This is a genomic window from Paenibacillus sp. HWE-109, from assembly GCF_022163125.1.
Taxonomy (GTDB): Bacteria; Bacillota; Bacilli; order Paenibacillales; family NBRC-103111; genus Paenibacillus_E.
The window spans coordinates 4,740,788-4,761,843 of the sequence record NZ_CP091881.1 but is presented as its reverse complement, the minus strand read 5'-3'; the positions used below and the strand labels follow the sequence as shown (position 1 = coordinate 4,761,843).

The following is a 21,056-nucleotide window of genomic DNA, read 5'->3' as shown; positions in this document are numbered from 1 at the left end:
ATCCTTGTGTTAACTTCTCTTACGACCATTATCATTAGTGCTATTATTGGTTTCATAGAAGGTCCTTCGTTGCTGAAGAAAAAGTTAAAGCTGGAAAGCTGGATCTTTTTTACAATCCTTCTCATAGGGACCTTGCTTAGCATTCTGCTGGAATTGCGTGTGAAGCTTCTCAACCCGCTAGATTTGCTTACTTATATTTATAAGCCTGTAAGCGATTATGTTTTTGGTATCCTAAAATAGAGGTGTCAGTCATGATTGAGAAAGGTAAAATCGGTGTTCATCAATTCACCATCCTCACGATTCTCTTTACAATTGGCAGCTCTATTCTCATAGCACCTTCAGGACTTGCTTATGATGCCAAACAAGATGCTTGGATTGCGGCACTGCTTGGCTTGCTTGTCGGTTTAATCTTGGTGGTTCTGTTGTACTCGCTAGGGGGGCGCTTTCCGGGCAAGACGCTCGTTACTTATTGTGAAGAACTTATGGGTACATGGATTGGCAAAGGGGTAGGTTTTCTCTATTTTTGCTTTTTCTTTATACTTGCAGCGCTAGTTCTAAGGAACCTTGGGGACTTCATTACAACCCAGGTATTAGTGGATACACCGTTGCAATTTACACACATTTTCTTTCTATCCATTGTCATTCTGGGGATCCGCAATGGCTTGGAAACATTCACACGAACATCAGAAATTTTTCTGCCCTGGGTCCTTCTCTTCTTCTTTTTGATGTTTATTTTCCTTCCTACCCAAGTAGATATTAAATTCATGCTGCCTATTTTGGGCTATGGTCTTAAGCCGATTGTAAGAGCATCAATTCCTTTGATTGGAACGCCTTATTTAGAGCTTGTTGTTTTCTTAATGATTATTCCATTTATTAATTCGACGAAGAAACTAGGGAAGTCATTCTTGGTTGGTGTTTCCATCGGCGGGGTGTTATTGATTCTGATATCGCTTTTTTCCATTCTTGTGTTGGGTGATCAATTAACGGCCGTTCAAATGTACCCCAGCTATAGCTTGGCTAAAAAAATTAGCATCGGATCCTTTCTTGAGCGTTTGGAAGTTATTATGGCTGGCATCTGGTTTATCACGATCTATTTTAAATTGACGATCTGTTTCTACGCTGCGACCCTGACGTTTGGTGAAGTGTTCAGAATGAAGGAAATCAGGCAGTTATATTTGCCGCTGGGGATGATTCTGATCGTGCTTTCCATTGTCGCCTACCCCGATGTTGCCTATTTCATGAAATTTGCTACGAAAATATGGCTTTTTTACTCGGCTACTTTCGGTTTTGTTATTCCCTTAATCCTGTTGGTAATAGCGATGCTTCGAAAGCGCAAAAATAAGTTAAGTAAATAAAAAAGCAGCGGATATCCGCTGCTTTTGTTGATGAATTAACCTTTATATTTTTGGAAAAAGGCTTTGAACATCTCAGGTGTGTTGCCGCCAGTTGAACCTTGCTCAGGCACACCGCCAACCATGCGATCCACTTCTACGCCATTTTTATAATAGACAAGGGTAGGTGTTGAATCGATTTTGTATTTTTGCCAGCCATCTTTGAATTCTTCTAGATTAAATTGCTTCACGTCAACATTGAGTTCTTTTTCCAAGGGAACAAGAACGGGTGTGGTGATTTTGCAATGCGGACAAGTGGAGGCGTAATAATATTGGAAAAATGTTTCTTTGTTCTTCAGTCTTTGATCCAAGTCCTTAGGAAGAATCAAGTTCTGATAGTTCGGATCGTTTAACTGCTTCACAGTTTCCGGGTTTAATTTGGACGCCGCAACGCCGTAAGGATTGCCTGCATTCGCTTGATCCGATGATTTGGTGGACTGTTGATTAACGAAATATAAGCCCCCGAATAAAACAACAACAATACCAAGATAAATAAGCAGCTTCTTCATTCATGCACCTCTTTATGATGTTTACTATCTACTATCTTCTATAAAAAGTATAGCATATCCTGTTTGTATTTTGAAAATAATTGGCTGTTTGGTGACAGTTCAGCTATAATACCGATAGGTTATAGGAAGAATCGGTTCATCAATAGACCAGATAGAGATTATAGATGAAAGAGAAGATGTTGGATGACGAAGCAGTTACCGACCCTTTTTAGGGATAAAATGATTGATTTACTGGGTGTAGAGGAGTTCGAGCAATTCCTGGCATCCTATGACGAAGCGAGATTGTTTGGCATACGCGTGAATACAGCTAAGATTACTAAAGAGGAGTTTTTGGCCAAAAGTCCATTTACACTGACCAAAGTGCCATGGGCTGCGGATGGCTACTACTATGAAGAAGGCGAGCGTCCCGGTAAACATCCTTATTATCATGCAGGTCTTTACTATATTCAGGAACCAAGCGCGATGGCTCCGGTAGAGTTGCTGGCAGCACAACCTGGCGAGCGAGTTCTCGATTTATGCGCAGCACCAGGAGGGAAATCGACGCAGATTGCGGCTAAAATGCAAGGCGAAGGCGTGCTTGTCGTTAACGATATTCATTCGGATCGCGTGAAGGCTTTAGTTAAAAATCTGGAGCTATCGGGCGTAAGAAATGCCGTAGTTCTAAATGAAAAACCGGAGCGGATGTTGACTGTCTTCCAGGGGTATTTTGATAAAATTCTGATCGATGCCCCTTGTTCCGGAGAAGGAATGTTTCGTAAAGAAGAAGAAATGATGCAGCAGTGGGAACGTCATTCCGTTCAAGAATTTGCAGACATGCAAAGGGAATTACTCGGACAAGCAGCTGAGATGCTGGCTCCCGGAGGACGGATTGTTTATTCGACTTGCACATTTTCTCCAGAGGAGAACGAAGCGCAGATTGCAGAATTTCTGGATCGTCATGCAGATTTCCATGTTGTTCCAGTCGATCAGTTTGGTGCTGGGCATCCAGACTGGTTGAGAGCTCCTTGGTGTGAGGAAGGGGCGTATTCACCTAGCGCTTTGGCGGAAGTGGCGGGGACAGCTAGGCTGTGGCCGCATCGACTGAAGGGCGAAGGGCACTATGTGGCTGTTTTGCAGCGAGTTGGGGCGAGCGCGGGAGCAGTCAGTGCTGTGGAACTGAAGGAGCGGGTCGCGAGCGTGGGCGACGCTGACGTAGGGGTGAAGAAGCGCGGCGGCCGTGAGGCGCTGCGGGGCAAGGGCCGCGTGGAGGCAGTGCCTCACGCGGTCAGTTTGGAGCCGCTGCTGGCGTTCGCGGGCGAGCTGCTGCGCAGCGAGCCCTTCGCCGCCGCGCGGCTGGTCTGTTACGGCGAGCACGCGTATGCGTCGCCGGCAGGGCTGCCCGAGCTGCACGGACTGAAAGTCGTGCGGCCAGGCTGGTACATCGGCTCGCTGCACCGCGGCCGATTCGAACCGTCCCATGCGCTAGCCATGGGACTGCGCATGCGCGAAGCCAAGCGAGCGCTGAGCTTGGCTTCGAGCGACGAGCGAGCCCTCAGGTACCTGAAGGGCGAGACGCTCGAAGTCGCGGAGAACGAGATTATCCGCGACCCGGAAGTGATCAAGGCAGCCAAAGGCTACTGCCTGGTCTGCATTGAAGAGCATCCCATCGGCTGGGGCAAATGGCACGATGGGATGCTCAAGAACGAATACCCGCCCGGCTGGAGGTGGAATTAATCGCCATGAAACAAACTCAACGGCTCGATAAAATACTCGCCCATGTGGGCATTGGCACGCGCTCTGAACTCAAGCGCCTTGCCAAAGAAGGCGCGATTTTCGTCAATGGCGCTAAAGTTAAAGATAGCGGTATGCAGGTGAATCCTGATACAGATGTCATCACAGTGAATGGAGAAACAGTCCTGTACCGTGAATTCGTTTACCTGATGATGAATAAGCCGCAGGGCGTTGTCTCTGCTACGGAAGACAATCGCGATCGCACCGTTGTTGATCTATTGGACGCAGCGTATGCTCCATTCGAAGTTTTTCCTGTGGGACGACTGGATAAGGATACAGAGGGCTTCCTTTTGCTAACCAACGATGGCAAGCTTGCGCATAATCTGCTTTCACCGCGTAAGCATGTACCCAAAACGTACTTTGCTAAAGTGGAGTGGGAGGTCACTGAAACGGATCGTGAATCGTTCTCGCAGGGGGTCATCTTAGACGACGGTTATGAGACGCTTCCAGGTATTTTGCGCATATTGCAGGGAGGAAGTGAGTCCGAAGGGGTACATGCTGAGATTGAACTCACAATAATGGAAGGTAAATTTCATCAAGTGAAGCGTATGTTTCAAGCAGTCGGCAAAAAAGTCGTCTATTTGAAACGAATCTCCATGGGACCGATCGCTCTCGATCCCACATTGGCTCTGGGACAAGTGAGAGAATTGAGCAAAGAGGAGCTTCTTGCTCTGCAGAATGCTCATGAATCTCATTTATAACAAAACAGGGAATGATAATTTAGTCGTTTGGGGTATTTTCAGTGGAAAAAGTCCAATAGATCGAACCATGCGTGAGCTTGGATGGAGAAACTACTGCACAAATTCCAATTGATTAGGTGATTTACAAATATTCACGCCAATTTCATAATGTATTCCAAAAATTCGATTTACAAAAATACAATTATATGGTATTTTTTGATTATGAGATTTTGGTAATTTCTTGCGGAAGAACCGCCTTTGTTATCGCTTAGTATGATGCGATTACAGGGCGGTTTTTTCTGTTTATGGCAGTTTGATAAACAAAATAATATGAACAACAGCAAATGAGAAATTGAATAAGGAAGAGGGTCATGAGTTGAAAAAGAAAGTTATTTTATTCGTATGTTCAGTTATTTGTGCAGGATCGTTGGGATATGATGCTTACAATTCACTAGCTCAAGGTGCGGACTCACTTAGGGATATATCCGGACATTGGTCCGAGCAAGCGATTCGGGATGCGGTTAAATCTGGCTATGTGGACGGTTATGCCGATGGAAATTTTAAACCTGATTCTTCCATCTCACGTGCAGAGTTTATGAAGATGATTGCTGCAGCTACTGGTGAGAAAGTTAACAAGCAAGAAGGAGAGGGATGGTACAAACCGTATACGGATCGTCTGAAGGAAAAAGGCGTCATACCTGATATATTTCCAGAGGGTTATTCGGAGCCATTACAACGTTATGAGATGGCGATGCTATCTGTAAGAAGCACAGATATTGCGCTTAAGGGCACAATGCAAGAAGCTACATCACTGGGGTTAATTCACGGCATAAGCACAACAGATTTAGCACCATATGGGACAAGCACCCGCGCGCAAGCAATCACAGTCATTGAGCGTATACTGGCAGTAAAACGCGGCGAGCAATTGCCCGTCGATAAGTATGCTGCTAGCAAGGCAGAGATTGATGCTACTGGCAGTAATGTTGGGACGATGCTGGGATTGAAACCCAAGGAAATTGGGACGGTTTGGAATTATGGGGAAGGTGTTACGGTGAAGCTGAACCAGTTGATTATTGCGGATCCGAGTGATGCTGATGATCCTTATATGAAATTGGTTGATATGAGCACTTGGGGGAAATCAACGAGTAAAACTGGAAATAAAGTAATCTTTGCAAACTTTACAGTTAATGCTACACAAGCTAGCGTGGGTACGCCTGATTTAATTCCCCAGCAAATGTTAGTTCAATTGGATGCATCCAGACACCTATTATTGTCAGAACAACAATTAACTCGTTGGATGCGTTTTAATACAGTCCAAATAAATGAAGGATTTATTGCCTACGCTATTCCTAATAGAATATCCAATGATTCTATTGTTTTTGACATTTTAGGAAAACATGTAATATTAGCAGGTAAATAGGAGGCTAGATGCTGCAAAAATTCATAAGACGCTCTATTATGTCCCTTATTTTTATAGAATTGATGTTACAATTTTTAGATTCAAGTGGAATACATGCAACCAGCACTATTAGACTTTATTACAATTTTGAACAAAGTAATTTTAGTACTTCATCAATTTCAGCACAATATTCATCATCCTCTACAAAAGACTTTGAAAATGATGTCAGTTCACTAATAAACGGTTCTATAACTGGAGTTACGTTAAGCAATCAAGGTGGAGCAGGTGGGACTGTCAGATTTGCATCAAATAAAGTAATGATAAATAACCTTGGTGGAGGAACTACCATTGTTTACGGTAAAACTGAGACGAGACCCATGCACCAAATTTATAGACAGCCCAAAGGTGAAGTATGGGAGCATAACGCTAGTAAAACACCATATCCAATTGAGTTTAATGGTGCTTATGATGGGTTAGAAAAGTCCCCGTTCCCCGGTAGGATACCATCTTATGGAAGGAAACGCTATACAACTGAGTCATTTAGTTATACAAATCCTACAATGTTTGGGCCAGACTTACGATACTCGTACCAATCCTCTTTATATACCATGAATGGAGCTAGCGGTGATAAGATAGCAGATTATTCTAAGGAAGGCTACGCAGTAACAACAGCATATACTGTGGATAGACCAAACAATTGGTTTCTTTCAGATGCAACTGCAAACTTAACTGGGGTAGGTGCAAATATTACTGATGGGGATAAACTTGTTCAGAATACAATTGAAATTATTAAAGCAGAAAAACCTGATATAGATTATGGAGCGGAACCGCTTGCCTATGGAAAAGGGGATATTTTAGGAAAAGGCATGATTCGCACGATGATGCTGTTAGATGATTCAGTACCGAGTGTTCAAGTGATGGATACTTTCGACTTAGATGGCTCTGGTGGGTTATTGAGAAATTATTTAATGTACGCCATAGGCCTATGGAAAGGAACAACCTACAAATACCAAATGTACATAGACGTAACCTACACCCCGCCAGTCAAACCCGATCTTGCTGCGCTTTCCATCGACGCAGGATCCTGTGTTGCCTTGAATGTCAGTACCAACATCACGATCAAGTTTAAAAATCTGGGTATCGATATACCAAGCAAATCCTCTTTTAATATAACGGTGGCTGCAGATGGTGCAGTCTTCAAAACTTTCACTTACACCTCAGGTGTCAGTTCTGGACAAACAATTACGGAGGTGGTCCCCTTCATATTCAGTGGTACGAAAAGTATCACACTTTCTGTCGACTCCAATGATTCAATCCCCGAGTCAAGTTCAACCAACAATGTGTTGAGTCAAATGATAGTTCCCCAGTCCAGCTGCTCACCGAGTGGTGGCAATTTCAGCGGGACTACGAAAGCAGATAAACCATCAATACTGTGGAAAGAAAGCAATATCATACAAGCGGATTGGACGATTCCTTCTGGTTGTACGCCTGTGAGGGGCAGGTTTGTTTTATCGCAAGAAACAGGGGGCTATGTACAATATGGTTGGAGTACGTTGAAGGCTTCGTCTACTAGCGACAGTTCTATTTTTGCCTATGGGATGATGGGATATCTCGGATATCCAGGAAACTTGGAGAGCGGAAATGTATTAATCGAGTATAAGCTTGAAGATAGCTGTGGAGGGACCTCTTATTTTGGTACTGGTACTTTTAGGATTGGACTTAAGCCACCCAACCGTCCTCCCCAATTTGAGATTGGCTGGTTTGCAGATATTGATTACTACAGCCGTACACCTATTATGGACGCTGTAGTGGGCGATAGACTGAATGTTCGTTTATTACCTGAAATTGCTCCAAATCATTATGATCCTGATGATGATACTGTGACTTTTGAATGGCGGTTCGCCGAAAGCGCAAGCACGTGGATAAAAAGTTTTCCATCACAAGGTTATTTAAAAGGCGAGGATAAGTTAACTGGGCTAACTGCACCCAACACAGTAGGCGATCATATGATTACAGCGCGAATGTGCGACCCGATAGGAGCTTGTACACAAAAAGAAGCGACGATCCAAATTATGCGCCCCGAACCAATGCCATGTATAAACGTTCCTAATCGTGTCGTTCAAAATAGACCACTGTCAGCCAATGCAATAAATGGCGCTTGCAGTAAACCAGCAAAAAATAGAACAATTGCACAGCAATTTTGGACCAATAAACATCTGGTTTATCCTACTGTGGGTTTTGAAACCATAACGCTTGAAGTTACGGATAATTACGGAGTGCGAAATTTACCAGAGAATAAAGCCATTAAACAAATTCATGTTGAGGAAGACAGACCACCTGTCGCTTTAATTAATTTACCGCTGATGGCTGTTCGGGGAAATGTCCCTTTTAAGGATATGTCCTTTAGTCCAGATAACGATATCATTGTTGCTACAACAGCAAGTTATCAATATGACAGCGATAATGATGGAAATTATGAAGAGCACTCCCCTATAGCAATACCATTGATAGTTGGGGGTTATTCATCGCTTCCAGCAAGTCAAGTGGGTAGATATCGAGTCACGGTTCAGACCACTGAAGACTGGGGATTGACGGATACGAAAAAGTTTTCAATTCATATTACAAATGATTCGCCAGAGGTTTCTTTTACTGTGACTAGTGCAAATCCGGAGCCGCCACTTTTTAATACCATGCAAGAGAATGAGATGCTGATGGCTTTTGGAGATCCATGGCAAGGTTCCAGTCTGATCAATTCAAATTTCGATAAAGTGAGAAATATTGGACTTACCTATAACACGGTGACGAAAGGTTTTACGTCTCATTACGGCAAGGCTCCTTACAACGCACCAGCTGCAAATCTTGTTTTTACACCTTCAACCGTTACACTAGGCATGAATGCAAGTCATAGCTACAACGTTCCGCAGCTTTTCAGCACTCAATTCCTTGGAAAAAGGTATGGCGTTGCCTCAATTGGTGGATTGTTGGTAACAACGCTGATGGCTGATTCAACGGGTGGTACGATCAATGTAAATACGGGAAAACCTTATTCTCAGCCCGTTGTCAAATACGAAACAGGTATTTATTCAGGATCGACAGCTAGTCATCCTGGGAACTATTTATCCTATGATGCGAAAGGAGGTTCTTACTCCTTAACTTGCAAATATTATTACGCGGATTACAGCGACGACGATGATGTCTATCATTATTGGTGTGATTACACAAGAACAGGTGCCAATGGGAATATTTCTTGGGTGAAAAGCTTTGAATATAGAGGTTATAGTGTATTAAACTACCTGCAGCTTCCTGCCGAATCTTATCAAGCGGGTACTTCTTCTTTTATGGAGATTAATGATGATGGGACGAAAATAAAACTTCCTGCTACTTTATTTAAACCCAATTATTGTTGGTACTGTGGCGGTGATTCTTCGGATTGGATTGATGTAGAAACAGGGGTGATCGTTCCGGCATCTTCGATTAGTAAACCTCCGCTGACAAGTGGTGCAACATACGAAGATACTGACGTTGTTGTTATTGGGCATAGCGATGATAACAATACATATTACAATTACAGTAGTAGTACGAATAGCAGTAATTACAGCATGGGCAATAGGGGCACAATCACAAATTATTTGACATCCTACAATAAGCACACAGGAGTGACTACAAGGCTTGACATTAGTAGTGTTCCTTACGATGATGCTGAGAGACATAGTGGTGGGGATGCCAATTATTTAAATGGCGGAGAGTATACAGAAAGAAAGTCATTTCGAGATATACGGTTTACGGTTTCGGCTGATGGTTTCGTTTATGTCGTTGACGGTTTGAATAAAATAGTTATCGCCAACAAGCATGCTGTTAAGCTTGCCGAATATACTACCGCTGGAATGAGACCTATTAGTACGAAAAGTTATTCTGTCTTGTATGAAGATTACCAGTTTACGATGGATGGTGCAGGTTTCGGGGCAGATGGTGAGTTTTATGTGATCGCACATGAGCGTCATTATAAGGATCGGCGTTACAATATTATCCGTACCTCCTGCGGCTCTTGTAGTGCGGGCAGTTATATATCGAGTTATGATGATGATTATACGGGTTCCTACGAAAAGTATTACTATTACACGATCAAAGGTGCAGTAGTGACGAAACCAGATTATGGTGCGAACGAGTTGGGGCAAATTTTGAAGAAGGATACGGATCTCTCGGACGCTGATTATTACTTTGATTTTATGCAGACGAATCCGAACTACAGTGTCAATTCTCCATCGGGCATTAGTTTCAGAGCACAAAATCATACTAATATGTATAGGCTAGAAGTGATTTCAAACCGATTATCGCTATCCAAAATAATAAATGGTGTAAGAACTGAATTACGTTCAAGTTCGATAGCATTACCTACAACAGATTTTACTAATTTTAAAATATCTGTCCGGGGCTCCAAAATAAAAGTAAGGATGGGAGCGACGCCGATTTTTGATGTTTCGGATAGTACGTTTAATTCGGGTAGTTATGGAGCATTTATTGGTGGTTTTGGCTCGCAGTTTCGTAATGTCTCGGTGAAGATTCCCATCCTCGACACCAATAAAATAAGCGATGTGGGTATAGCGGGTGAATCGTTGACTTATCAAACGGAGTTCAATGACCCAGAATTAGATCCACACCTTAAGGTCAAGGACAAATGGCAATACGAGCATACCCATTCAGGGAAGTTTCTAGATGCCGGGGATGGCAAAAGTGGACTCTCTGCCTTCCATGGAGAAGTTGTTACGGGCGATCCAATTAAACTTTTGGACAAGGTCGGTATCTATCGGATGACTTTGTGGGGGACGGATGATCCTGCGCCTAGTGATTATGCTTACCCAAATGCTACCTTCAGAGCTTACCAATCGGAATCAGATCCATATATCAGAAATGTATTGATTCACAGAAGGCCGATTAGCGTTCTTCAGGTGTCACAGGATCCTTATTATAATGTGACTTATGATGATCAAAGCTACGATCCGGATCGCTGGTTATCAGAAGGGATATGTTCGACGGAATCTACAGGCATCAATTACTGTGCGAATAGAGGTATTCTTGATCGTAAATACGAGTACATTTTACCTGATGGCACCTCTGAAGAAGGTAAAATAAGCAGAGTAAAAGAAATGGGCATGTACACGTTCAGGGTGGCTGTCAAAGATGAATTTGGCGCTTGGTCTGACTGGGCAGAAGCTTTTATTTGGCTTAATGCTCCGCCGATTAATCATGCCCCTTTTGTCCAACTTATCTCACCCTCTGGTGTGGATTATGACCATCCCTCGGGATCTGCCACTACGAATCCGCTTTTTTCGTGGAATGCTGTGGATTATGATGATGACAGTATGATTAAGGCTTACGAAATTGATGTGCAGTATTACTGGTACGATTATTATAGCAATCCTCAGTACCGTTGGATTAGCTATGCGAATCCCAATGTTGTCAGATCAGCGAATGCAGTAAGTGATGGAACAGTCGTCCCTATGTCGGCCTCCTACTATATGACCTTGAACAGTAATCAAGTGTATAAAGTTAGAGTAAGGGTTCAGGATGAATTGGGGTTATGGTCTGGATGGGATGAAAAATACATGAGCAGCGGCTTTCCCCCAAATGCATGGCTGACATACCCGAACGGAACTCGAACAAACCCAACAGCAATAACAGGGACTTCACTGATCCCATCATGGAACCAATCCGATGCTGATGCGAATACAGAATTCAAAAGCTGGCAGTACCGCGTTTTGGATGAAAACGGAATGCAGCTGAAGTACGCTTCTGTTGGGGGGGATTATGATGTTTCACGAAGTGGGTCCTATGAATCTGGATGCAGCGTGGATTCGGACTCAGGATCGAGGTACGGATGTTCCTACTACACGCGGTTAACTTCATGGATTGCTGAAAATCCGTTCTCCATAGGGCTGCTGCCGAATGACGGAAAACCTTTACAAACGCAAGTTCGTGTCTACGATGGGAAGTACTGGTCTAATTGGTCGAACTCGGGTTGGTTTATTACTAATCGTCCACCAACAGCCAGCATGGCTGTACCCAGCGGGTCGCAGACGACGCCTACTATTTTTTCAGAGTTAAGGCCTACTTTTAAGTGGAATCAATCTGATTCTGATCCGGCCACAACGTATATGTATTTCCAATTGCAGATTACGAATGAAGCGAACAACCTTATGGTTGTTGATTCCGGTCAGTTCTATCAAGGAACGATGTCTAATTCAGGAAGTTGGGTCGTAAATCAAGATTTGCCAGCAGGGGAGAAGCTTCGTGTACGTGTTAGAGTTTTTGATGGAATTGCTTGGTCTAACTACTCAGATCAAACGTGGTTTTACATAAATCGCGCACCGGCAGCAGATTTTGATTGGTCCCCTAAGCCAGTTTGGGAAGGTGATAGTGTTCGGATCGACAATTTATCAACGGATCCTGACGGTGATAAGTTAACCGCTCTCTGGATGGTTGAGCATCCCGATGGGACTGTCAAACAACTTTCCACGAAAGATGTGACAGATCTCTTCTTAAATCCTGGCACGTATAAGATTTCGTTAACTGTTACTGATAATTTTCTCTCCTCAACGGCTATCAAATGGATGACAGTACTTCCTTTAACGATTCAATCCAGCGTGAATTACACAGCTAATTGGCTGATATGGCATGAGAAAAGCGGTCATCAAACATCAGTACCTCCTAAAGATTTTTATTCTGGGGAAATTTTCGTAGTATCCAGTATCAGTTCACCGGCCCCAGTGGAGGAAGTGACAGCATGGATCGATTCGACGGGGATAGATGGGCAGCCGCTTTATGTGTCTGAGCGCTTGAGCACTTCAGCAGGAGATGCCGTTTTATTTCAGGGTGAATTATTTGATCCGAAGTTTCAGTCTTTTTCAGAGGGTTTGCCGGAAGGATTACAAACGATTCACTTTCGCATTCAATATAAGAATGGGATTGTGAAATGGGAAGATATCCCGATCCAAATCATAGGCAATGTGAATAAATCAGTTGGTGTGCATAGGGTTCAATAACCAATACTCCTATGGTACAATAAAACGATCTAAACGCGAATTACAAGGAGAGCGAAAACTTTGAAATATCGATTAATTGCTCTGGATGTAGACGGAACGCTTCTAAATGATGATCATGAATTAACAGAAAAGACGATTGCAACGATTCAAGAAGTTCATGATCAAGGATGTCATATCGTGCTTTGTACAGGAAGAGCACCAGACAGCACGTTACCACTTCTTCAGCAATTGGGTTTGGAAGGAACCATGATTACCCATAATGGAGCTGCGACGGTTTACGCCGATGAGCGGGGACTTACGTTAGTTAACGAGTTTGCTTTTACAGTGCCTGAAATTGAGCCTATGTTGAGTTATGTAAGAAGGGAATCCATTCATTTTGATGTTTGTACGTCATTCAACATGTATATTGAGCGCATTAGTGATTATGAGAAACAGATGTACAAGAAATTTTTGATCACCCCTAAGCTTGTTACGAGTGTATCAGAGCTAGGGCTGCCGATTGTCAAATACACGCTTTTTAGCCAACCGGATGTGCTCGATCGCGTACAGCAAGATTGGGAAGAACAGCAATTATACGGTCATTTGCGGATGATTCGCAGCGGAGATTTATTTATTGATGTGATGAATCCGATCGCGAATAAAGGGAATGCTTTGAAGGCTTTGGCTTCGTCATTAGAGATAGATCCTAGTGAAATTATGGCTATTGGCAACTACTTCAATGATTTGGAAATGATGGATTTCGCAGGTCTTGGCGTTGCAGTAGCTAATTCTCCAGCGGGTGTTTTGCAGGCTGCGGATGTGATAACATCATCTAATAATGATGAGGGTGTGCATGAAGCTTTAATAAAGTATTGTTTATCAAATTAAATTCCGATTAAATCCCCGTTTTTTGGGGGTTTTTGTCGTTTTGGGGGTTTTTCCATATTATTACGTATGGTAGAATGGGAGAAAGAATACTAGGTTAGGACGTGATGTGATTGGGAGAAGAGTTAAAATCTAAGAAAAAGGGAAAAGCAATGAAGGTTGCCTTAACGACTGCGTTAGTGACGTTGCCTTTTGTTGGGGGAACGCCGCTTGATGTTCACGTTTCAGCCAATGAACTGCCACCACCCGTACCTGTCAACGAAATAAGTAATATGGTGATTCCTTTAAACGGAGTTTCGAACACAATCGATTTGAATGCCATTTTTGGGAAATACAGCGACCATTTTGTAATCACTTCGAGCAATCTGGCAGTTGCTGACCGTGATGAGAGTTTAGCTTCAGCAGGCTTGTTGAAAATTAATCCAGCTTCAGTCGGGACAGCTAGTTTCACAATTATGTTTAGAAATGATGGTCTGAGATTCGTCGAATCGTTTGATGTGACCGTGGACGACACGTTAACTGCACCTAAAAACTTTGACATCGTAGAAACAGTCAAAAAAATTATCGCTAACCCATCGCAGTATTCGGATGCTAATTCGATAAAAAATCTGCTTACCACAATCGGCCCCGCCAAAGCCCCTGGAACTACGGAAGGCAATCATGCACCATATCAAATTACACCAAGTTCATTTGTGACTAGTTATACGATTGACAAAAACGAGACAGACCTAGATAAACTGAAATTGAAAAATCTTCAGAGCTTTTTCGCTGATATTGACGGGGATGAGATTCAGATTTCAATCGTTAAATTAAGTGGTGATTCTGCCGACATCGTAGAGTATTACCCTGTTGAAGAAGAAGGAGGATCAGAAGAGGAACCTCAAACTCTGTGGAAAATTAAGCCTAATTCAATTGGGACCAGTACCTTCAAGGTGTTCGCGCGTGATGGGAAAGGTGGGGTAGTTTCGGTTGGCCCGGTTACTGTGAATGTTACTGGTACTGGTACGATTAATCATCCTCCTGTCTTGAATGTAAATCATCCTTTTAATGATCGTGAAGTTACCGCTGGGCGGAACGTTTCTCTTGGAAGAGTGAAAGATTTCTTTACTGACGCGGATGGGGATAACATTTCAGTATCGTTTGCTTCTTCGAATTCTGACATTGCAACAATAATTAATGAAGAAGGAAATATTACGCTAGTGCCACACCGTGAAGGTGTAGTAACTTTTGAACTATCATATAGTGATGGTAACAGTCAACCTGAAGGTCCGAATTTCACGGTAACTGTGAAAAATGGCTCCCCTGTATTGAATTTAACGAACGAAATTGTTCATCATTTTTCAACACATTCCAATCCAGATTACAATCCGAGCAATGCTGTTCTTTATTTATCCAATAACTCAGAGATTGATTTAAGTGAAATGTTTACAGATCCTGAAAATGATCGTATGCATTATGAGATTAATCTTTTGCATTCGGGTGGCAGCATAGAAACAATAGGTATCGAGGGGAGTATTTTTAAAAGTTCAATACTCAATAGTCACGGTGGGAGCATAGACAAGATACTTGCCTATGATTCTCAACACGAAGTGCCTACTGAACTAGATGTTTCCATTTGCAACGACAGTTCAGGATTATTCCCTGATAGTATCAACGGAATGGATATGTACGAATCTAATGCTGCCGGAACTAGCAGCTTCATTGTGGATTATAGAAGCAGATGGGGAATTGGAGACGACAAAAGCATTGTCAGTTATAGATCAAAAAATCAATCATCGGTAACAGCCAGTGTCTACGAAGGTCACTATTTGAAATTTGATGCTGCTTTATCCGGGGCTGGCACGAGTTCAGATATTACAGTTTTATCTGTTTTGAATGAGACGGGATATGTGATGTATCAGAGCGATTTTAGAATCAATGTGATCTCACCAAACGATACTTTAGATCCTGATTATAGTAGACCAGCAATTAGTTTCACTAGTTTGTACCCATCATTTAGTTACGATGAGCTAGTTTCACATTTCTTTGATTATCTAGATGTAATTACTGATTCTGAAATTACGTATGAAACAGGTAGTTACACAATGCGAATCAAAGATAGCGAACCGGGTAATTCTAAAGCAATATTTATTATTGATCCTGAAAAAGGTCAGGGAAATAGTGGTAGTCGTAAATTTATCGTGCCTTTCATCAAACCAATCCAGCCGCCACATCCAGCGTAGTGAGTATGGATCAATTACAAGATAAGCTATCAAGCTTCCTAACGGATAAACAGTTTGCCCTTGCGGAAACCGAACTTAAACAGGCTCTTGCCAAAAACCCGCTAGACGCCCAACTATGGGTCATGCTAGGTGAAACTCTTTTGCTTCAAAATCAAGGCCAAGCAGCCAAACGCGTTTTCGACCGCGCTTGGCTGCTTGATCCTCAAGCGCAGTGGGCAGCCCATATTTATAAGCGGCTGGATGAGCTTGCGGCGGGTGAGCCCCGGGAGGATATTGAAGATCTGCTCGAGGTGCCCAAGGTCACCTTAACAGCCGCCATTTTATCTCAGAATGAAGCGTCTAATATTGCAAAATGCATCTTAGCTTTGCAAGGAGCTGTAGATGAGATTCTCCTCGTAGACTCCTCGACGGATGAAACGCGCCTTATTGCTGCTCAGTACCCTAAGGTAAAGATTATTCCGATTACCTGGAATGACGACTTTGCCGCGGCACGCAATACAGGTCTTGAGCATGTGAAAACCGACTGGGTGATTTGGGTTGATGCGGATGATGTGTTGCTTTCTGAAGACATCGCTTCCTTGAGAGAAGCAGCAGGTGTATTTCATCATTTGGATGTGGTTCCTGCCCTGCACGTGTGGCATTTGAATCAAGTGAGTGGCACGATTCACCATGATTTCTCACAAGTTCGCATGTTTCCTGTGCGCAGAGGGCTTAGATTCTATGGACGTGTGCATGAACAAGTGGGAACTGACAAGGGGATTTTCCACAATGATATGTACCGACGCGCGGTTAAAATCAGGTTGTATCATTTCGGCTACGAACCTTCTGTCATGCAAAGCAGAGCCAAATTCGAAAGAAATCTACGCTTGTTGAAGCATATGACACTCGAAGAGCCGGAGAACCCTGGTCATTGGTTGTATTACGGCAGGGAGTCGCTAGGAATTGGCGAAGAAAACCAGGCGTATGCCGCGTTGCTTGAGGCGGAGCGCCTGGGGCTGCAAACACCGATGTTTGGCAGGATGCCTGATGTGTATAAGTTTCTATATCAGATTATGATGGTACGTATGAATTTCACTGAAGCGGAAGCTTATTGTCACAAGCTGATTGCCAGTCATCCCGATTTCCCGGATGCTCACTATATGCTGGCTCAGGTTCGGGTGAAGCAAGCAGATGCCTTGCTGCGATTAGCGGAGATCGGCTATAAGAAATCGCTGTCTAGTCTACCTTACTATCGTGGCAGCGTGAGTGCGGATTACCAACTCGGTGAGTGGAAGGTAGAGGTAGCTTTAGGCGAACTTGCTATGCGCTCAGGTAAATTAAGCCGAGCCAAAAGTATTTTCGTCAAGCACAGCCAACAAAAAGATGTTAGTGAAAGGCTGAAAGCCAAAATCACTGCCATAGAAAACGAACGCCAACGATTGAATGAATCTATGAGTTCATAAAAAGAGACGGTTCCAACGTCATATGACGTGGGTCCCGTCTCTTTTTGTCTTTTTAAATAACAAAAGCGCTAGTGATAATAACCAATAAAATAAAGAGTACCAAGATGGCCCCGGATGAGTATGCACCGACTGCTGACATGTGGATTTTCCTCCTTTTTGACGCTAGTTATAAGATAGCATATGAAACAAGGGATAAATGTGTATAGACGTTTATCCTGGTTACTCATAAATTGGTCGATGTTGGGGGAATCTACAGAAGAATTATAAGATCTGTAGAGGAGGCGAGTAAAGTCGTGGCCGATATTATGCTTAGACCCGACCTGAAAACAGCAGGCGGCGAAGTCTGCGATATTATGTATAATGGGGAGTTTGTCGGTACGTTAACGCTAGTCTACAGGGAATCGGATCGACTTAAAGGCTCGATTCATCTGGAGCAGCAGTCCATTACGATCGCAAACAAGAAAAAGGTGTATGCGTTCGTACAATCGTATATTCAAGATGTGATTGACGCCTATGGAATCAAGGAATGCGAGGTTCTGGTCAGTTACAGTGAGTATGACTTTGTCATTGCGACAGATCATGCTATGCAGCCGGCTATATTCGAGGTGGACAATTTGGCGGATATCCGGCAATCCCATGATGAAACCGTCGATTATGAATGGGTGAGTGATGAGACGCGTTTCGATGACATTGATGCTGATTATGGGCTGGATCAAATGGATATGATTCAAGAGCGTAAGAAGCAGCATGGTTATGAGCTTGTTATTGTTGCGGAGAACAGAAATCGTGTAGAATATCATGTTTATGATAAGGATTCAGAGTTGGTGGCTGAAGCGTCTACGCATGTATATGGTTCGGATGTCATTGGCGATGTCATTTGGAAATTTGACCCGTTTGATGAAGAAATGGATTTGGTGACGGAGTTAGTTGTTGCCGATTTCAACGAGGATGAGACGGATACGTTCATTTTCAATATGATATATAACGGAGAAACGATTGATACGGTGGAGTTGACACACATTGATTTATTGGATTTGGTCGAAGATATGCATAGTGATGCCGCGCTTCCGCCTAATCCGGAGGATTATACGATTGTAATGGCTCGCGATGATGGGGATTCGTTAACGTATGAAATCTATCAGCAGTCTTATGGCGGCTTGCCGATAGGCACAGCTACGGTTGATGTCAGTTCTCGGCAGTTGACAGGGTTTATTGATTTCCGGGAACCTGGTGATTCGGATGACCGAGAGTTAATCGCTTCTTTACTGCTGGACGAGCTGGATAAAGAACAAGACTATGAAACCTTTAATGTGTCTATGCTATATCGCAATAAGCTTATCGATGAAATATGGTTTGAAACGGATCAATTTCATTAACACACATACAAAAGGCATGAACTCCCATACTCAGATGGAAGTCATGCCTTTTGTTCATTTTAATTAAAAAGTGTTGGAAACGACAACTTGATCCAAGGAGAAACGGCCAGCAGATCTTGCAGGCGTAGCAGCCAATCCAAGGCTGATCAACATAACAGGTACATAGCGGGAAGGTACGTTGAAAGCTTCAACGAATTTACCAGCATCATAACCACCCATTGGGCAAGTGTCATAGCCAAGGGATTTAGCAGCTAGCATAAGCTGCATGGCAGCCAAGGAACCATTACGGATAGCTTCATCGCGAGCGACTTGCGGGTATTGGTAAGCTCCTTCGATTTGACCAACCAAGGTGTCAAAGACAGCTTGCGGCATGAAGCCTGCTTCTACAGCTGGACCGAAAGCAGCAGCAGCGTTTTTGTTAGCTTCCAGATCTCCTAGAACAGCAATAACTACAGAGCTTTCAACGATTTGTTTTTGTCCATAAGCGATTGGCAGCAATTTTTCTTTCTGAGCTTGATCGTCAATGACGAGCAGTTTCCAGTGTTGCAGATTCCAGGAAGAAGGTGCCAAGGTAGCTCCAGTCAAGATGGCATCCAGATCCGCTTTAGGAATTTGGTGACCCGTTTGATATTGTTTGACAGAGTGACGCTCTTCCAATACTTTTAATACTTCGTTTTGTACTTGTGTGCTCATTAGGGTTTCCCTCCAGGAAATAAAAATGAATTCTTTATAGTGTGCTTTATTTGTTAACAATTTATACTGTAATCATAAATGTTATAGTTAAAGCTGTCAAGAGAGTCTTTCGTGATGTCGTAAAATGTTGGATAATGAAAGAATGAAAGGGGGGGTCCTCTTGAAATTGACACAAAAAGAACTGAGCCATCTTGTTTTTTTATCAGAGGTTGTGCTCACGGGGAAGAAGAAGAGTTTGATGGATGAGACTCTGCAATGTTTGTTATATATTGTTAAATCTCTGGAGGAAGTTGAACTCCCCGATACGGTGATTCATCAGATTGAAAGTTTGACAGCTCTTATTGAATCTGATTTAAGAAATGAGAATGAGCGGATTCAGGAAATTCGCAGTCATTTGGACTGGTCGCCCAAAGCGAGAAGGAATCCATCGGATGGATTGTGAGAATGGTGCTCCTCATGCTATCATGTAGAGTACTGTTTTTTATTATTATGAGGTGATAGATATGAGCTACGAAATCCCCAGAGATGTTCAATTGTTGGGGCGTGACATCCAAGAGAACCAATTAAAATATCACAATAAATTCGTTTTGATTTCCAAAGAGTTTACGTTTGACAGTGCACATCATTTGCATTGTTACGAGGGAAAATGTAAAAGTCTGCACGGCCATACCTACAAGCTGCAAGTTATTATGCGTGGACAAGTGGATAGCCGGGGGATCGCGATAGATTTTGGGGATATTAAACGTATAGCCAAGGAACGGGTCATTGATCGTTTGGATCATAAATATTTGAATGATGTTCTGCCGGCTATGAATACAACTGCTGAAAATATGATCGTTTGGATGTATGAAGAAATTCACCAAGCGCTCGTGGAAGAGCAGCTGTATCCGGCGATTAAGCTGGAGGAAATTCGTTTGTGGGAGACGCCAACCAGCTACGCGGCGATCACACGCGCCATGATGGAGGAGGATGTGTAATGCGAGATATCCGCATTCCGATGGTCGAAATCTTCGAGACGGTTGAAGGGGAAGGAACCCGTGCCGGGTTCCCGACGATCTTCGTCCGTCTTTTTGGTTGCAATCTCCGCTGTACCTGGTGCGACACCAAGTACAGCTACCCGCCGGCGGAAGCGGAGAACGTCATGACCATTGCTGAGATTGTCAGCAAGGTCAGTTCGTTCCGCTCCCGGCATATTTGCTTGACCGGCGGCGAGCCGCTCCTGTACGGCGAGAAGTCGCTCGCACTGATCGAAGCGCTCGCCGAGCTGGAGCAGGTCGATGACCTGCACATCGAGACGAATGGCGCGATCGATCTCGCGATGTTTGTGGAGCGGGTGGCATCGCCTAAGGTGCGCTACATTATGGACTTCAAGCTGCCTGACTCCGGAGAGACGGAGCAGATGATTATGAGCAACTTCGCGCTGCTGCGTGAACAGGACGAGCTTAAGTTCGTCATCGGTAGCGAGCTTGATTTCTCCACCGCGGTGAATGTGCTGGAGCAGCATCCCACGAAGGCGCTGCCTATGTTCAGCCCCGTGTGGGAGACGATGCCGCCGCATAAGCTTGTCGAGCATATGCTGAGCGCGGGCTTGTCCAAGGTAAAACTCAATATGCAGCTGCACAAAATCATTTGGGACCCGGCGATGCGAGGCGTTTAATTTACGAAAGAGG

Annotated in this window: 16 protein-coding genes; 13 read left to right on the top strand and 3 right to left on the bottom strand. The window is 43.5% G+C overall.

Annotated elements, in window-relative coordinates; translation table 11 throughout:
- Nucleotides 1-6: 6 nt before the first annotated feature.
- Together LOZ80_RS20395 and LOZ80_RS20390 are read left to right on the top strand one after the other, a co-directional pair.
- Complete coding sequence (locus tag LOZ80_RS20395) at nt 7-240, top strand: hypothetical protein (protein WP_238166439.1); 234 nt, start codon at nt 7-9, stop codon at nt 238-240.
- 11 nt (nt 241-251) lie between these two features.
- Nucleotides 252-1,355, top strand: a complete 1,104-nt coding sequence (locus LOZ80_RS20390) for a GerAB/ArcD/ProY family transporter (protein WP_238166438.1) — start codon at nt 252-254, stop codon at nt 1,353-1,355.
- Between the two features lie 35 nt (nt 1,356-1,390).
- Here LOZ80_RS20390 and LOZ80_RS20385 read toward each other — a convergent pair whose 3' ends face one another.
- Nucleotides 1,391-1,900 carry a thioredoxin family protein gene (locus LOZ80_RS20385; protein WP_238166437.1) on the bottom strand — a complete coding sequence of 170 codons (510 nt, stop codon included), beginning with the start codon at nt 1,898-1,900 and terminating at the stop codon, nt 1,391-1,393.
- A gap of 183 nt (nt 1,901-2,083) precedes the next feature.
- Between LOZ80_RS20385 and LOZ80_RS20380 the strand changes: the two genes are divergently transcribed.
- The 7 genes from LOZ80_RS20380 to LOZ80_RS20350 all read left to right on the top strand — a co-directional run bounded on the left by LOZ80_RS20380 (nt 2,084) and on the right by LOZ80_RS20350 (nt 17,317).
- Complete coding sequence (locus tag LOZ80_RS20380) at nt 2,084-3,613, top strand: RsmB/NOP family class I SAM-dependent RNA methyltransferase (protein ID WP_238166436.1); 1,530 nt, start codon at nt 2,084-2,086, stop codon at nt 3,611-3,613.
- Nucleotides 3,614-3,618: 5 nt separating this feature from the next.
- Nucleotides 3,619-4,371, top strand: coding sequence for a pseudouridine synthase (locus tag LOZ80_RS20375; protein WP_238166435.1), 753 nt, complete (start codon nt 3,619-3,621; stop codon nt 4,369-4,371).
- Between the two features lie 355 nt (nt 4,372-4,726).
- The gene (locus LOZ80_RS20370; RefSeq protein WP_238166434.1) at nt 4,727-5,770 is read left to right on the top strand and encodes an S-layer homology domain-containing protein; all 1,044 of its coding nucleotides are present in this window, start codon (nt 4,727-4,729) and stop codon (nt 5,768-5,770) included.
- An 8-nt stretch (nt 5,771-5,778) separates the two neighbouring features.
- Complete coding sequence (locus LOZ80_RS20365; protein WP_238166433.1) at nt 5,779-12,789, top strand: glycoside hydrolase family 78 protein; 7,011 nt, start codon at nt 5,779-5,781, stop codon at nt 12,787-12,789.
- Between the two features lie 60 nt (nt 12,790-12,849).
- Entirely contained in the window at nt 12,850-13,656 is an 807-nt protein-coding gene (locus tag LOZ80_RS20360) for a Cof-type HAD-IIB family hydrolase (protein WP_238166432.1), read from the top strand.
- Between the two features lie 110 nt (nt 13,657-13,766).
- Nucleotides 13,767-15,875 carry a hypothetical protein gene (locus tag LOZ80_RS20355; RefSeq protein WP_238166431.1) on the top strand — a complete coding sequence of 703 codons (2,109 nt, stop codon included), beginning with the start codon at nt 13,767-13,769 and terminating at the stop codon, nt 15,873-15,875.
- 5 nt (nt 15,876-15,880) lie between these two features.
- On the top strand, nt 15,881-17,317 hold the full coding sequence (locus LOZ80_RS20350) for a glycosyltransferase (RefSeq protein WP_238166430.1): 1,437 nt from the start codon (nt 15,881-15,883) through the stop codon (nt 17,315-17,317).
- A 52-nt stretch (nt 17,318-17,369) separates the two neighbouring features.
- On the opposite strand, the gene LOZ80_RS20345 is transcribed toward LOZ80_RS20350, so the two are convergent.
- Nucleotides 17,370-17,456 (bottom strand): YjcZ family sporulation protein, encoded by an 87-nt coding sequence (locus tag LOZ80_RS20345; RefSeq protein ID WP_238173054.1) that lies wholly within the window; start codon nt 17,454-17,456, stop codon nt 17,370-17,372.
- A gap of 154 nt (nt 17,457-17,610) precedes the next feature.
- On the opposite strand from LOZ80_RS20345, the gene LOZ80_RS20340 reads away from it, so the two are divergent.
- Nucleotides 17,611-18,693 carry a hypothetical protein gene (locus tag LOZ80_RS20340; RefSeq protein WP_238166429.1) on the top strand — a complete coding sequence of 361 codons (1,083 nt, stop codon included), beginning with the start codon at nt 17,611-17,613 and terminating at the stop codon, nt 18,691-18,693.
- Nucleotides 18,694-18,756: 63 nt separating this feature from the next.
- Here LOZ80_RS20340 and LOZ80_RS20335 read toward each other — a convergent pair whose 3' ends face one another.
- Nucleotides 18,757-19,386 carry a nitroreductase family protein gene (locus LOZ80_RS20335; protein ID WP_238166428.1) on the bottom strand — a complete coding sequence of 210 codons (630 nt, stop codon included), beginning with the start codon at nt 19,384-19,386 and terminating at the stop codon, nt 18,757-18,759.
- Nucleotides 19,387-19,546: 160 nt separating this feature from the next.
- On the opposite strand from LOZ80_RS20335, the gene LOZ80_RS20330 reads away from it, so the two are divergent.
- The 3 genes from LOZ80_RS20330 to LOZ80_RS20320 all read left to right on the top strand — a co-directional run bounded on the left by LOZ80_RS20330 (nt 19,547) and on the right by LOZ80_RS20320 (nt 21,043).
- Nucleotides 19,547-19,828, top strand: a complete 282-nt coding sequence (locus LOZ80_RS20330; RefSeq protein WP_238166427.1) for a hypothetical protein — start codon at nt 19,547-19,549, stop codon at nt 19,826-19,828.
- Nucleotides 19,829-19,889: 61 nt separating this feature from the next.
- A complete protein-coding gene (queD, locus tag LOZ80_RS20325; RefSeq protein WP_189008945.1) occupies nt 19,890-20,363 on the top strand; it encodes a 6-carboxytetrahydropterin synthase QueD in 474 nt (157 codons plus the stop codon).
- Complete coding sequence (locus tag LOZ80_RS20320) at nt 20,363-21,043, top strand: 7-carboxy-7-deazaguanine synthase QueE (RefSeq protein WP_238166426.1); 681 nt, start codon at nt 20,363-20,365, stop codon at nt 21,041-21,043. Before queD ends, LOZ80_RS20320 begins: the two co-directional genes overlap by 1 nt.
- The last annotated feature ends 13 nt before the right edge of the window (nt 21,044-21,056 follow it).

What these genes read in the sequence shown, in the direction of transcription:
- LOZ80_RS20335 (WP_238166428.1), bottom strand. Translation starts at nt 19,386, where the DNA reads ATGAGCACACAAGTACAAAACGAAGTATTAAAAGTATTGGAAGAGCGT.
- LOZ80_RS20385 (WP_238166437.1), bottom strand. Translation starts at nt 1,900, where the DNA reads ATGAAGAAGCTGCTTATTTATCTTGGTATTGTTGTTGTTTTATTCGGG.
- LOZ80_RS20345 (WP_238173054.1), bottom strand. Translation starts at nt 17,456, where the DNA reads ATGTCAGCAGTCGGTGCATACTCATCCGGGGCCATCTTGGTACTCTTT.
- LOZ80_RS20320 (WP_238166426.1), top strand. Translation starts at nt 20,363, where the DNA reads ATGCGAGATATCCGCATTCCGATGGTCGAAATCTTCGAGACGGTTGAA.
- LOZ80_RS20380 (WP_238166436.1), top strand. Translation starts at nt 2,084, where the DNA reads ATGACGAAGCAGTTACCGACCCTTTTTAGGGATAAAATGATTGATTTA.
- queD (WP_189008945.1), top strand. Translation starts at nt 19,890, where the DNA reads ATGAGCTACGAAATCCCCAGAGATGTTCAATTGTTGGGGCGTGACATC.
- LOZ80_RS20390 (WP_238166438.1), top strand. Translation starts at nt 252, where the DNA reads ATGATTGAGAAAGGTAAAATCGGTGTTCATCAATTCACCATCCTCACG.
- LOZ80_RS20365 (WP_238166433.1), top strand. Translation starts at nt 5,779, where the DNA reads ATGCTGCAAAAATTCATAAGACGCTCTATTATGTCCCTTATTTTTATA.
- LOZ80_RS20375 (WP_238166435.1), top strand. Translation starts at nt 3,619, where the DNA reads ATGAAACAAACTCAACGGCTCGATAAAATACTCGCCCATGTGGGCATT.
- LOZ80_RS20350 (WP_238166430.1), top strand. Translation starts at nt 15,881, where the DNA reads ATGGATCAATTACAAGATAAGCTATCAAGCTTCCTAACGGATAAACAG.